General features: G+C 56.0%; 14 protein-coding genes. 4 read left to right on the top strand and 10 right to left on the bottom strand.

Annotation, left to right across the window (positions count from 1 at the left end; all coding sequences use genetic code 11):
- From DWA01_RS05210 to DWA01_RS05185, 6 genes are all read right to left on the bottom strand, one after another.
- Window positions 1-202 (bottom strand): hypothetical protein (locus DWA01_RS05210; protein ID WP_136057674.1); only part of this gene is annotated, 202 nt, incomplete at its 3' end.
- A gap of 111 nt (window positions 203-313) precedes the next feature.
- Window positions 314-673 carry a hypothetical protein gene (locus DWA01_RS05205; RefSeq protein ID WP_114284744.1) on the bottom strand — a complete coding sequence of 120 codons (360 nt, stop codon included), beginning with the start codon at window positions 671-673 and terminating at the stop codon, window positions 314-316.
- A gap of 112 nt (window positions 674-785) precedes the next feature.
- Window positions 786-1,145 carry a hypothetical protein gene (locus DWA01_RS05200; protein WP_114284743.1) on the bottom strand — a complete coding sequence of 120 codons (360 nt, stop codon included), beginning with the start codon at window positions 1,143-1,145 and terminating at the stop codon, window positions 786-788.
- Window positions 1,146-1,845: 700 nt separating this feature from the next.
- Window positions 1,846-2,625 (bottom strand): phosphodiesterase, encoded by a 780-nt coding sequence (locus tag DWA01_RS05195; RefSeq protein WP_114284742.1) that lies wholly within the window; start codon window positions 2,623-2,625, stop codon window positions 1,846-1,848.
- Between the two features lie 244 nt (window positions 2,626-2,869).
- Complete coding sequence (locus DWA01_RS05190; protein WP_114284741.1) at window positions 2,870-3,655, bottom strand: phosphodiesterase; 786 nt, start codon at window positions 3,653-3,655, stop codon at window positions 2,870-2,872.
- Between the two features lie 119 nt (window positions 3,656-3,774).
- Entirely contained in the window at window positions 3,775-4,875 is a 1,101-nt protein-coding gene (locus DWA01_RS05185; protein WP_114284740.1) for a phosphonoacetaldehyde reductase, read from the bottom strand.
- 94 nt (window positions 4,876-4,969) lie between these two features.
- Between DWA01_RS05185 and DWA01_RS05180 the strand changes: the two genes are divergently transcribed.
- The gene (locus DWA01_RS05180) at window positions 4,970-5,824 is read left to right on the top strand and encodes a LysR substrate-binding domain-containing protein (RefSeq protein WP_114284738.1); all 855 of its coding nucleotides are present in this window, start codon (window positions 4,970-4,972) and stop codon (window positions 5,822-5,824) included.
- 579 nt (window positions 5,825-6,403) lie between these two features.
- On the opposite strand, the gene DWA01_RS05175 is transcribed toward DWA01_RS05180, so the two are convergent.
- Window positions 6,404-7,030, bottom strand: coding sequence for a TetR/AcrR family transcriptional regulator (locus tag DWA01_RS05175; protein WP_200832507.1), 627 nt, complete (start codon window positions 7,028-7,030; stop codon window positions 6,404-6,406).
- A 95-nt stretch (window positions 7,031-7,125) separates the two neighbouring features.
- Between DWA01_RS05175 and DWA01_RS05170 the strand changes: the two genes are divergently transcribed.
- Entirely contained in the window at window positions 7,126-8,031 is a 906-nt protein-coding gene (locus DWA01_RS05170; protein WP_200832506.1) for an MBL fold metallo-hydrolase, read from the top strand.
- Window positions 8,032-8,515: 484 nt separating this feature from the next.
- Here DWA01_RS05170 and DWA01_RS05165 read toward each other — a convergent pair whose 3' ends face one another.
- Genes DWA01_RS05165 through DWA01_RS05155 form a run of 3 tightly spaced genes read right to left on the bottom strand, consistent with a single transcriptional unit; the run spans window position 8,516 to window position 11,176 of the window.
- On the bottom strand, window positions 8,516-8,863 hold the full coding sequence (locus DWA01_RS05165) for a response regulator (protein ID WP_160115963.1): 348 nt from the start codon (window positions 8,861-8,863) through the stop codon (window positions 8,516-8,518).
- A 23-nt stretch (window positions 8,864-8,886) separates the two neighbouring features.
- Window positions 8,887-9,312, bottom strand: a complete 426-nt coding sequence (locus DWA01_RS05160; RefSeq protein WP_114284732.1) for a response regulator — start codon at window positions 9,310-9,312, stop codon at window positions 8,887-8,889.
- Between the two features lies 1 nt (window position 9,313).
- Window positions 9,314-11,176: a CHASE domain-containing protein gene (locus DWA01_RS05155; RefSeq protein WP_114284730.1), complete on the bottom strand. Its 1,863-nt coding sequence runs from the start codon at window positions 11,174-11,176 to the stop codon at window positions 9,314-9,316.
- 319 nt (window positions 11,177-11,495) lie between these two features.
- Between DWA01_RS05155 and DWA01_RS05150 the strand changes: the two genes are divergently transcribed.
- Window positions 11,496-12,161, top strand: coding sequence for a sensor histidine kinase (locus tag DWA01_RS05150; protein ID WP_160115962.1), 666 nt, complete (start codon window positions 11,496-11,498; stop codon window positions 12,159-12,161).
- 483 nt (window positions 12,162-12,644) lie between these two features.
- On the top strand, window positions 12,645-13,063 hold a 419-nt coding region (locus DWA01_RS05145; RefSeq protein WP_136057673.1), incomplete at its 3' end, for a response regulator.

Genomic DNA, 13,063 nt, shown 5'->3' with positions numbered 1-13,063 from the left:
CCAGCGCGCCGCCGACCAGCTCAACGATTTCAACGGTGCCGGCGGTCTCAGAACGCACCAGCTCAAGTTCGATACGGCTGTTGCTGTCCTGGTTGTAGCTGTCGAGGAAGATGTGGTTGACGCCGGACCCGGCAGAAGCGGAAGCCACGGTTGCTACGAGAACGGAGGCGGCGAGGGCGGATTTGAGTGCGATATTTTTCATGTCATTGTCTTTCGGGAGAGGAATTGGGAGGGGATCAGGGAAGTATTTGGGAGGTCTTTGGGAGGCGCGGCGCCGGGATTAACCGGCGGCCGCAAAGTCAGGTGTCAGGGTTCAGAAGTTGTCGATTTCGATTTCCTCGATGGCGACAACATTGCCGGCGGCGTCTTTCAGCACGGCTGCCACGTCGTTTGAAGCCGCAGCACCGTTAAAGTGCACAAAGACGTTGCTGTTGGCGCCGGCGTTGACCGAAGTGGTGCCGAGTGTGTCACCCAGCGCGCCGCCGACCAGCTCAACGATTTCAACGGTGCCGGCGGTCTCAGAGCGCACCAGCTCAAGTTCGATACGGCTGTTGCTGTCCTGGTTGTAGCTGTCGAGGAAGATGTGGTTGACGCCGGAGCCGGCAGAGGCGGAAGCCACGGTTGCAATCACAACGGAAGCGGCGAGGGCGGATTTGAGTGCGATGTTTTTCATGTCATTGTCTTTCGGGAGAGGTTTTGGGAGGGGATCAGGGAGGTATTTGGGGAGGTCTTTGGGAGGGGCGCCGCCGGGATTAACCGGCGGCCGCAAAGTCAGGTGTCAGGATTCAGAAGTTGTCGATTTCGATTTCTTCAATGGCGACAACATTGCCGGCGGCGTCTTTCAGCACGGCTGCCACGTCGTTTGAAGCCGCAGCACCGTTAAAGTGCACAAAGACGTTGCTGTTGGCGCCGGCGTTGACCGAAGTGGTGCCGAGTGTGTCACCCAGCGCGCCGCCGACCAGCTCAACGATTTCAACGGTGCCGGCAGTTTCAGAACGCACCAGCTCAAGTTCGATACGGCTGTTGCTGTCCTGGTTGTAGCTGTCGAGGAAGATGTGGTTGACGCCGGAGCCAGCAGAGGCGGAAGCCACGGTTGCAAACAGAACGGAGGCGGCGAGGGCGGATTTGAGTGCGATGTTTTTCATGTCATTCTCTTTCAGTAATCTATGTGAATTCGGGTGAGACCGTTTGTTGTCCCGGTGTTTCCCGTTTCGATGATTGGGAAATATGGCGGCAGGAAAGATTTGTAAGGGGCCGTTTCTGCGCATGCCTACCTGCGAATTTGCACACACGGATTGGTGATGTCAGGTGCCTTGAAACTTGCTTCTGAAATTCACATTTGGGCGGGTCGGGCTTAAAATTTCTGCGGCAGTTTTGAGTATGCTGCAGCCATAGGCATCAGATTTCCGGCCCGGATTATCTGGCGGCGCAGGCCGTATCAGCGCCTTCAGAAGTGCTTTTTTTGGCAGAGGGTTCCGCCGGGCACAGGGGAAACAAGCCTTGGCGTCGGACTGTGATTTTACAGTAAGTATTTGTTTTAATTGTAATTATTGGAGGCATTCCGGTTGCGATCTTGTCGCTGCCACCCGTGGGCTGTTGTGGCAGCAGGCGTGCGGCAGCAGGGCAGAGAGGCGCGTCACGGCTGTCGGTGGACCAGCGTGTTATCTATTGGCACCGAAACGGAAATCTGCGCCAGCGGGAGATTTACAGCGCAAGGGGGCGGAGAAAAAAATTAATAAAAAAGGGCGGCGTGGCGAAATAAAAGTGTGCCGCCGGAAGGTTGCCCTCCCGGCGGCACGGTCGCTTCGCAGCGGATCTTGTTTTGGGTCTTGCAGGAAGAAGCGTCTATTTGGTGATGGGCAGGTTTTCTTCGAGATAACTGTGGTCGTGGATCAGCACCGAAGTGTCGTCGATCAGAACAACTGCATAGGAGGGGTTCTCTTCGATAAACAGATGGGTGTCGCCAAACTGAAGTGCGGCCTGATGTACGGTCGCGCGCACGGTTGAAAACGGAACACCATGCCAGGACCCGTGAACCGGGCGGTGAACATGGCCGAAAAACATGTGGCGAATGTTGCTGAAGCCCTTGAGCACGTCCTGGAACTGATCGCCGTTTTCCAGCTTGATTCCGTCGAGCCAGCGGATGCCGATGTCAAATGGCACGTGATGCAGAAACAGGTACACATCCCTGCCAGCCTGCTCGGCGGCAGTAAGGCGCTCTTTGAGCCAGGCAAGCCGTGTCTCGCAAAGCCTGCCGATTTCCCGGGTCACCAGGGAGTCCAGGATTAGGAATTCGCCAGCGTCAGTTGTCAGCTCATACTGGAGGGAACCATCAGCATGCCAGGGAAGATCAGGCAGTTCAGCCTGCGCAACAGATCTGACGTCGTGGTTGCCCATCAAAACATGCCAGGGCATTGGCAGCCGGTCGAGGATGCGGCGCACATCCCGGTAGGATTCCGCGTCACCCATATCGGTAAGGTCGCCGGTGACCATGCAAAGCTCTGCATCGGAGAAATTTTTCCCAATGCTGTCAACGGCGGCTTCAAGACGTGCGATCACATCGATACCCCGGATGGTCTGGGGATGTGGCAGCAGGTGCAGGTCAGACAGATGTATGAACTTCATGTTTTTTCACTTTGCTCGACGGTGGCCGGTATTTGTGTTTCAACGTGTCCGCTTCTCAACAGAGCAGCGGCGCAAATTTATACCCGCCCGGCTGTAAGGCGGCCTTGGGGAACGTCTCTCATGTTCCGGTGAAACTCAGCCCGCGTTCGCCGGTGAAGGCTTCATCAACGAACGCCATCCATTGCTCCGGGCGGACGCCCTGATTTTTCGGATCAGGCTGAGTTACGGTATTGCGGGGTGCCGCCTACAGGGTTCGTGGCCGGCGTTCTTCCAAAAAGCTGTGGTCATGAACCAGCACATGGTGGTCTTTGATCAGAACCACCGCGTAGCACGGGTTTTCTTCGATGTGCAATTGTTCGCGACCGAACTGAAGCGCCACCTGATGTGAGGTCGAATAGACGGTTGAATAGGGGATGCCGTGCCAGGAGCCGTGTGTCGGCCGGTGGATATGGCCCATGAACATGTGTCTGATATTGTCAAAATCCTTCAACACGTCCCGCAGTTCGTCGCCGTTTTCGAATTTGATCTCGTCCAGCCAGTCAATGCCGATGTCAAAAGGAACATGGTGCATAAACAGATACACATCGGTGCCGGCCGCCCGGGCGGAGGTCAACTGGTCGCGCAGCCAGGTCAGGCGCGCGGGTGTCAGGCGGCCGCTGTCCTTGCCGCTGATCGAGCTGTCCAGCGCAATGAACCGTCCGGCCGGGGTCTCCAGCGCATATTGCAGCGAGCCGTCCGCCTGCCAGGGAAGATGAGACAGGACAGTTCTGGCGTGGGAATCCCGACCGTCGTGGTTGCCCATCAGTGTATGCCAGGGCATCGGCAGCCGGTCCAGAATGCGCCGCGCCTCGGCGTAGGATTCGGCATCGCCTGAATCCGTCATGTCCCCGGTCACCATGACCAGTTCCGCATCGGCGAAATTGGCGGTGATACTTGCGACAGCCGCGTCGAGGCGGGCGCAGACATCAATCCCCCGGATGGTTTGGGGGCGGGGCAGGATGTGCAGGTCAGATATATGTATGAACTTCATGATTTTTCTCAGGGCTCCGAAGAGTTCAGTTTCGATCAGTTACGGTTGCCCGCCTGCTGGCGCAGGGCGGGGCGAAATTATGCGACGCCCAACACTTGGGCGGCCTGGTGGAAGTTCTCTCATGTGCCGATGAAGTTCAGCCCGCGCCCGCCCATGAAGGCTTGATCAACGATACCCACCCATTCTTCCGGGCTGACGCCATGATCTTTGGGATGCGTCGATACGCCCAGAGACGTCAGGAAGTCCGTCATCTGCCGGGGCGCCGAGGACAGATCCTCTCCAAAGATCTGTTTCAGAGATTTGCCACACAGGCCCTCATCCCCCGCCATCGATTTCAGCACGATCGGCAGGGTAAAAGAGCAGGCAATGCCGTGGATGACATTGTGGTGCAGGGAAATCGGCCAGGAGATCGAATGGGCGATCGCGGTTTTGGTTTTGGAAAATGCCATGCCCGACATCAGCGAGGCCCCGGCCATGCGCGCCCGCAGTTCAAGCGAGCCTGGATCCTCCACCAGCATTGGCAGGACCTCAAGGATTTCCAGCGCGGCATTGACCGCGCATCTCGCGGAGGCCTCTGAAGCGTTGACATTCCAGATGCTTTCCAGCGCATGAGACAGCGCGTCGAGCCCGGTGGAAATAGTGAGGGCGCGCGACTTTCCCAGCATCAGTTCAGGGTCAATGACCGCGTGTTCCGGGTAAAGGGCGGGCCGGTTGAGCGAATATTTTTTCTTTGAACTGTTGTCCCAGACCGTGGCCCAGCAGGTGACTTCGCTGCCGGTGCCGGCGGTGGTCGGAACCGCAATGATCGGGATCGCGGTCAGGTTTTCTTCACCCGTATTCGACACCAGAAAGGTCTCGACGTTGGCGAAGCCGCCATTGGCAGAGGCCAGCACCTTGGCGGTGTCGATGACGGAGCCGCCACCCAGGGCCAAGATGACCTCTGGCTGCACCGGCAGTGAAGCGAAGCGGGCGGCCTGTGTCGCCAACAGGGCAAAATCAGGATTCGGCACCACATCATCGATCACGATGACCGGCGGGTGGCTGTTGCCGGCAAGCGTGTCTGTGAGCGCGGCGAAAAACGGCCCGCCACAGATGACCACACAATATTGACGATCACCGATAAGGGAAGGAATCTGATCAATGGCACCGGCGTCATAGGTGATCTGAGTGCCGGACTCGCAGGTCTCACTAAGTTTGGCCGGCGCGTTCGGGTTTATCATGGCAGGCGTCCTGAATTTTTTGCTTCCTTGTGTTTAACGGCGCCGGAAAATTGTGTAAAATATATTTACCTCACCCAAACTATCGAGAAAATAGATGTCATTTACCCAGCTCCGAGCCTTTCACGCCGTCGTGGAGCACAAGGGTTTTACCGCCGCTGCCACCGCTCTGAATGTCAGCCAGTCGACCATCACCATGCAAGTTGGCGCGCTTGAAAAACGCTACAACGTGGAATTGTTTCATCGCCAGGGCCGGGTGGTGGTGCCGACACAATCCGGCGAGACGTTGCACCGGATCACCGCACGGCTGATGCAGGCGCACCGCGATTCGCTTGAGTTCCTCGAAGCCAGTGAAGCGCTTGAAACCGGCACTTTGCGGATCGCGGCTGTGGGGCCGATTCATGCAACCGAAATGATCAGCATGTTCAAGACCCGCTATCCGGGGGTCGAGCTGAAGGTCAAATTCGGCAACTCGCAGGAAACGCTGGAGGCCCTGTTGGGCCGGGAGGCAGATATTGCGATCACTGCCGATGTTTCCACCCATCCGGCGGTGGTGATGGAGCGCTACAGCGACCACCAGGTGGTGGTATTTGTGCACAAGGCGCACCGGTTTTTCAAACGCGACTCCATTTTAATCGCCGAGTTGCGCGGTGAGCCGGTTGTGCTGCGCGAAGAGGGCTCTACCACCCGGCGCGCCTTTGAGACGGCGCTGGCCCGCCACAAAGTGAAGATCGACCGCGCGATGGAGATTGGCAGCCGGGAGGGCGTGTGGCGGGCAGTGAGGCTTGGTCTGGGCATCGGGGTGGTGGCGGATTTCGAATTTGTCCCGGCACCGGAGCTGCGGGCGATAACAATCAGCGACGTGGATATCCGAACCAACTATTTTGTCGCCTATCTGAAAAACCGGGAAAACGCACCGCTGATCAGGGCATTTTTAAAGCTGTATCTGTAACAGCGGTGGCGCGTCTTGCAGGTGTAAGGACCCGAGAACGCAGGATTTGTGTCGCGGGTGAAAACAAATCACAGAAATCCGCAACTGCCACCCATTCTGTGGCAACCACTCCGCATGGCGTCAAAACCCTGGTTTTTGCCAGGCAGTGGAATGCGGAGTGCTGCACCCGACCCCAGAACGCCCCCGTGACGCCGTCAGAAGCCTGCAGGACGGCCGTTTGCGCGAAACAGACACGAACACCCAGACTGCGCTGGCGTGGCCTCGCGACGCGCATATGAAGGTCCGCAGCGCCAATCGGCAGGTAAGCGCGGCACTGCCACAAAATCCACCCGCGCCATTATCGACCCTGTGCAAGCGCTTCCCGGCCCTCACAGAGCCCGCTGAGACGTTCCCACGCCAGCCCAACACTTTTGGCAAGGAGTTGAGCCGCGTCACACCCTTCTTGTATTCTACTTCCTCTGCCGGAGTCGCTCACGGCAATTTGCAGACATTCATGACCATTGCGGCGAACGGCGTTCTGAACCCTCTGCAGACATTCGATGCCCCGGACGGCTGCCCGAACGTGCGCCGCGCGGCGTCCTATGCCGGTCGCGGGAATAATATCTCAATGAAGCTGTCGGCCAATTTGAAAAGCTCTTTGCGGCTGGCGCCACCGCGGGCGCGGGTGGCGATGCTGTGGGTCACTGAAACAACCATATTCGCCAACGTCTTCGGATCATCGACACCAGGCGCCAGGCCATTCTCCTGAGCTTCCCGGATGTGACTGGCGATGGCCTCGTCCGTACGCGCGAATATCCCGGTCAGCTTGTTCCGAACCTCTGTATCTCTTGGTGCCTCAACTGTGGCAACGTTGGCGATCATACAGCCGCGCGGTTTACCTTTTTCAGTGGTGCAGCGGATGCTCGATTCAAACAAATTTGCCACAGCCTTTCTGACCTCCGGTTCCAGGCAAAAAGCGGCGAACGGGCGACTGCCGTAGGTCGTGGCGTAACGGTCGATCGCCGCAATGAACAAATCTCGCTTGCTGCCGAACGCTGCGTAAAGGCTCGGTGGATTAATGCCCATCGCCTGCCTGAGATCCTCGACAGAGGCGCCTTCGTAACCTTTGTCCCAGAACACCAAAACGGCCCTGTCGAGCGCTTCGTCCCGATCGAATGAACGGGGGCGCCCGCGGCGGCGGGAAGCTGGCTTTTGTATATCGCTCACTACATAATCCTTGACAAGATTGCGCTTCAACGGATTATTGTAACAATCACTAAGTAAATTCAAGAGGACTTGATACACAGATAGGGAGACAGAAGATGACTTCATCTGCTCGCGCGTATGTGCTGGCCATGGCCGCCGGCATCGGGATGGCGATATCGGCAACCTCAGGACAGGCCGGAAGCCATGCAGTATCCGAAAACGTGGTCGAGGTCGCCGATGGCATTTACGCCTTCGACCCAAACGACGGCTACAATTCGATGTTCGTCGTAACCGATGACGGCGTGATTGCCGTCGAGTCGGTCAATTCACAGCACGCCACTGGTTTGCTTGAGGCGATTAAAAGCGTAACCGACCAGCCGGTCCGCTTTTTGCTACAGAGCCACAATCATTGGGACCACGCCAGCGGCGGCAGCGTTTTCCGAGAGGCGGGCGCCACAATCATGGCTCATGAGAAGGCCGTCGAATGGATGGAAGCAAATCCCGGTCAGGACATGGTGCTTCCGGACGAAATCTGGAGCGGCGCCCGGAAGGACATCACGCTTGCCGGAACCACGCTGGAGCTTCACTACATGGGTATGAACCACGGCCTGGGGATGACGGTCTTCCGGTTGCCGGAAGAAAAGGTCGTTTACATCGCCGATCTGGTCACGCCTAAGCGGGTCCTGTTTACGATTGTGCCCGACTTCAACATCAAAGAGTGGCTGCGGACCCTCAATGAGATAGAAGCGCTCGATTTCGACATGGCGGTCTTTTCGCATTCTAACAGTGGCAGCGCGATTGGCAGCAAGCAGGATATAGCTGAGAGCCGTGAATTCATCACCGACCTGCAGGGCGCCATCGTGGCCGAATTTCAAAAGGGTACCAATCCGTTTGCGATCGCATCGACGGTTAAGCTGCCTAAATATGAGGAGTGGGCCGGCTACAATCAGTGGCTGGAAATGAATGCATGGCGGGTGATGCTCGACATGTGGATGGGGCCATTCCCCTGGCAGCCGGAGTGACATGACGACGCTCCTGCCGGCATTCAGCTTCTGATCACGGGGTCGGCCAGGAGTGTTCCACATATTCTAATCGCCGCTGCGCATTGTGAAGCGAACTCGAACAATCTTCGTGTCCGCTTCGCTGCATTTCGCCGCCTCGCTCTGTTCCCGGCGCAAACTCCGGTTTGTCCGCACTGCAACCATTGGTGCGACGCGCAGCGAACGGCCGCTACCCGCCCTTCGCGCCGAAATGTGCCTGGCGCAGCAATCGGACCACTTCCCTCTGCCTTCACTGTCACGAACGGTCCATAGCGGGTCTTGCTCAGGTCAAAATGCGCTGCGCTGCAACTCCCCTTGACCAGCCATTCGTCCAGGGCGCAGCATTTTCGCTTGCTGCAGGTCCGCTATGAGGCCCGCCGCGCCACCGCCACGTCGTCATGGCACCTTCATCGATCGCGAAAACGTCGAAATAGCGGGACTATCCCTCCGCCAGGTGTCAGACACCTTACGAATGCAATGAGATGGTTTGATTAAGGCTTTTCAGGCTGACCGCGCCTTTCCCAAGGCAGGCTTTAGCACCACGGAATAAGGCCTCGTTCTGGACAGTTTTGTCATCGGTTCCCGACAGAAATACAACCGTCGATAATTTCGCGAAACGATCGACCAGGTCCAGCCCGTCGCCGTCTGGCAGCCGGGAGTCAAGAAAAACGCAGTCAAAAACTCTGCCTTCCGCTAGCAACTGCAGCGCTGAGGTCTGATCGATAGCTTCAACGATTTCTACTTTTGCATTCACTTTTCGCAGTAAGCGCCGCAAATGTTCACGGTCGACGTCGTCATCGTCGACAATCAGCATGCGCGCGCACGGGTATTCCTGCATCATACTGGCAACGTAACCGTGGTCCAGTAACACTGGAGAAGGTCGACGGCCTTTGCGAATGATGGGCCCACTTCGGACTTAACGATATATCCGGCCACGTTTTTTTCGTAGCAGCGCGTGCGGTCGACATCCGCTTTGGACGTTGTCAGGACAAATACTATCGAATCCCGCAGCGTATCATCGCGTCTGAGTTCATCGAGGAAATCAAATCCGTTCATGCGCGGCATATTCAGATCAAGCAGCACAATATACGGCTTTGAAAATGCGTCCTGCCCGTTCTTTCGTAAAATCTCCAGGGCTTGAATACCATCTTCAGCGACAGTAATTTCATTGCCAATCCTGCTGTTCCTGAATCCCCGGATCACCATCTCTGCGTCGACATCGTCGTCATCGACCAATAGAATATTTATGTCGCGTGTTTGCATATTACACCTCTGTTTTGGGCCAGGATTTCGTCCAGGTGAAGCTCATTGTCGTGCCACGTTTGCCGACCTCGGAATAGACCTTGATGGCTCCGCCCGCTGCGGCAACTGTCCGTGCGACAAGCGCGAGGCCAATACCACTTGTGTCGACCTTAGAACGCGGCGCCAACGTCTGAAACGCCTGGAAAATGCGTTTGTGATGCATCGGATCAATGCCCGGGCCATCATCGCTCACTGAGAACTTGATTACACGACCCAGATCTTCGGATGATACGGATATCTCTCCCGTGTCCAGGTCGTGGTGTTTTATCGCGTTGCTGATCAGATTGTTGAGAACGGTCTGCAGCGCCGGTTTTGAGGTGGTGAGCCGCGGTAATTCATCGCTGATTTGGATAACGAACCCTTTGGGCGGTGCCAAATACTCGGCAATCTCCATACACATGGATTGCGTATCCACCGAAGTTTCTTCGACCACCATGCGGCCGAGGCGCGAATATTCCAGCAAACCGTCCAGCAGATTATCCAACCTTTTGACCCGGACTCGCAATCGTTCTGCATTGTGTTTTGATTCTTCGCTTAAATGGCTCTCGTCATCCTCAACAATCCAGGAGACCAGATTGTCTATCCCGCGCAACGGGGCTTTGAGGTCATGAGAGGCAACGAAAGTAAAGGACTCCAGGTCTTCATTGGAGCGTTTCAATTCTGCCATGATTTGTTCGCGCTCGAGGTTGACGGCGACCAATTCAGCAGTGCGCGTCTCCACCAATGTGTCGGCATAACGCTTACGGTTTAGCACGACGTTGAGATATAGCGCGGCAAACCCGGTTATCAGAAACCCGAGGACCATAACCAGCCAGGGCGTCAGGAACGTGCTGGTAAAGACAGAGTCCGCGGAGGGAACGGAGACGATCCGCCACGTGCGTCCGGAAAAATTTATGTCGCTCACCAACCGAAGCCTGGACGGAATGCTTTCGTCACTCTCAAAACCTGAGTCCTTTGGGAACAGAAGCTGCTGTCCGGTTTCCGCGGTTTTATCGAATATAAACACTTCAATACCGGAGGTGTCTGAGTTCCCCCTAATTGAAGCTGAGGCGACCAGGTCGCCCATTCGGTACACGCCCAGGCCGAATCCTCTCAGTTGCGCCTCCCGGTCTTGCGCGCTGGTCGGTGTATCGGCCCCTTCGTAGACCGGGACAAAAATCAAAAATCCAAACTGCTCGCCAGTTTCTTGCACCAAAGTGATCCGGGCCGACGCAACTTCGCCACCGCTGCTGCGCGCTTCCCGAAGTGCCGCCAGGCGGGTGGCGCTTGAACCGAGATCAAACCCAATAGCCTTTTCATTGCCGACAACAGGCTCGACAAAATATACTGGATAATATTCATCTCTCACCCCGGCAGGCACAATTGCACCCTGGCTCGTGCGTTCAGTGAGCTGAAATTCCGACAGCCCATCCTCTCTTGCAAGATCTTCGTAACCTGGTCGCTCGGCATACCGGACACGTGGAATCCACTCTAACGCCTGAATGTAGTCATCCACCTCAAGCGACTCGATAAATTCACCAAACTGCGCGCGGGTCACGTCGTCAGAGGCATCAAATAAGCCACGAACCGACCGTAGCGCGGCTGTACTCGCTTCAATTTTCGCCTGAATTGCCTGGCTCTGCTCCTGAGCAAGACGATTGAAATGCTCGTCCCGAACTGACTTTTCCAGGTCGGACACCTCAAAAAAGGCAGCAACAGATGCAGCAAATCCCAGGGCGCATATCAAGACAGTTGGAAGTGAAAACTGCCATGAAAAACCGCCCGCGCTCCGTACTCCGCTTCTGTGAGGTTGGGTGAATTGAGTTGGAGTTGGCTGCGCCGTCATCTGAATTCCTATCTTTTTAGACTGGATGTTGGCGAACAGAGAGGTCGCGGGCCATACTCCTGATTACCAACAACGGATTGAATAATCCTTAAACTTTTGCCCAATTTTCGTAATTGTAGCTGCCAAAATGGCATGTGCGCCACTCGCGCACGCGCTAACGCAAGTTTCATAAATTTCTGTTCATGCTTTGAAGCTGGTGATTTCCCCAATCTGAAGAATTCGCGGTGTTTGGAGCAATGAGGACTTTCAAATTATGTTAACGGTAAGATCTGATAGCTCCAGGGAGTGCCAGCATTGCCCTGCGCGTGACGAGTTAAAAATGCTTGCGCGCCGCATTGGTCATGACTTGCGCGCGCCGCTTCGTGCGCTGCAGATGCTGCCGGAGTGGATCGTCGAGGATTTTGATGCGGCCGGGACCGATATACCGCCCTCCGCCAGCGAATATCTTGATATGATGAAGAGCAAGGCCAGCCAAATGGATCGTTTTCTGGTCGGGCTGCTGGAATACGCTCACGTCGCAGACGCGGACGCTAAAATTATAAACATTGATCCTGGCACCGAGATAGATGCGGTGGCGAAAGCCTCTTTGAACGAGGGCACATATGAGATCGATATTGCCCCGGCATTGACCGGGCTACGGGTTGTCCGGGAAGATTTTTGTATCCTTTTTGAACACTTGATTTCCAACGCGGAACGCCATCATGGCCAGGGGATCGCCCACGTGCGCGTGAAGGGTTATCTGCAAAATCAAACAGCGGTTTTCCTGGTTGAAGACGACGGGCCAGGCGTCGAGGAGAAGTTTCATCAGCGTATATTCGAACCATTTGTCACTCTGAAACCCCGGGACGAGGTCGAAGGCAGCGGGTTGGGACTGGCGGTTGTCAAAAAAATTGCTGAGTGGTGGGGCGGCGGCGTTTCGGTACTCTCTGAACCCGGTTGCGGTACGGTTTTTCGGATTCAATTTCCCGCAGAAATTTCCACCTAGTCCACTTACGACCTGACCCGCTGGGGATCATTACATTCCTTCACGCCAGTCGCGCTGTGAGCAGACCTCACATCGCGGGATTGAACCGGTTGGCGACAGCGGAAATGGCTGGCTATCCACATGCGACATCCATGCCCACCTGCAAGAGGTTTATGGCTTACGGGTATTGGATCGACTTTCTCGAATTTCGGCCCACCTTAACCATGGTCCGAAGTCCCGCGACCACCTGTAAGGGTTTAAGGCGGGCCACCTGGGCGTCTGATAGCCAGAACAGGTCACTCATATCACTGCTCCTGACCAGGCGCCGTGATCCAGATGCCTGGCGGAAAACCAATGGGTGTTGAGCCTGAGAGAGCTGGCGCGCCAGGTTAAGAAATTCATAATGCAAAAAACGGGTGAAACACTGCGGTGTCGGGTAAGTGAGCATTAACCCCTGCGCGGTTAACACTGATATTGTGCGTGTATTGAGCTGCGAGGTGAAAAATGTCTTTGCTTGTGACAAAGTCGGAAAATATGGGCCTCATAAGTGCTCTGGTTATTGACGACAGTGCGTTCGACCGACGCCGTCTGATGCGCATTGCCGAACAAACGAATATTGATTTCCTTATTCGGGAAGCAGCCGAACCGGAAGAATTCGGGCGCGCCCTTGATCGGGAAAAGTTTGACGTGATCTATGTCGACCTGAGTCTTCCCGGGGTCAGCGGTATGGACCTTCTGCCGGTTGTACGGGCACATTCTGTCAATAAAAACGCCGCGCTGATCATGATTGCAGGGGATGATCAGGCAGAAGTTGCGCTGGCGGCGGTTCGGTCCGGGTTCTCAGATTACATAGAAAAAGACCCGCTGGCGGCGACGGCTCTGGAGCGGGCAACCGTAAACGCCGTACAGAAGACGCGACTTTC

Origin of the sequence: Candidatus Halocynthiibacter alkanivorans, from assembly GCF_003333265.1 — a bacterium.
Classification (GTDB): domain Bacteria; phylum Pseudomonadota; class Alphaproteobacteria; order Rhodobacterales; family Rhodobacteraceae; genus Halocyntiibacter_A; species Halocyntiibacter_A alkanivorans.
Note: the sequence above shows the minus strand (reverse complement) of the source record. Positions and strands in the feature narration are given on the sequence as shown.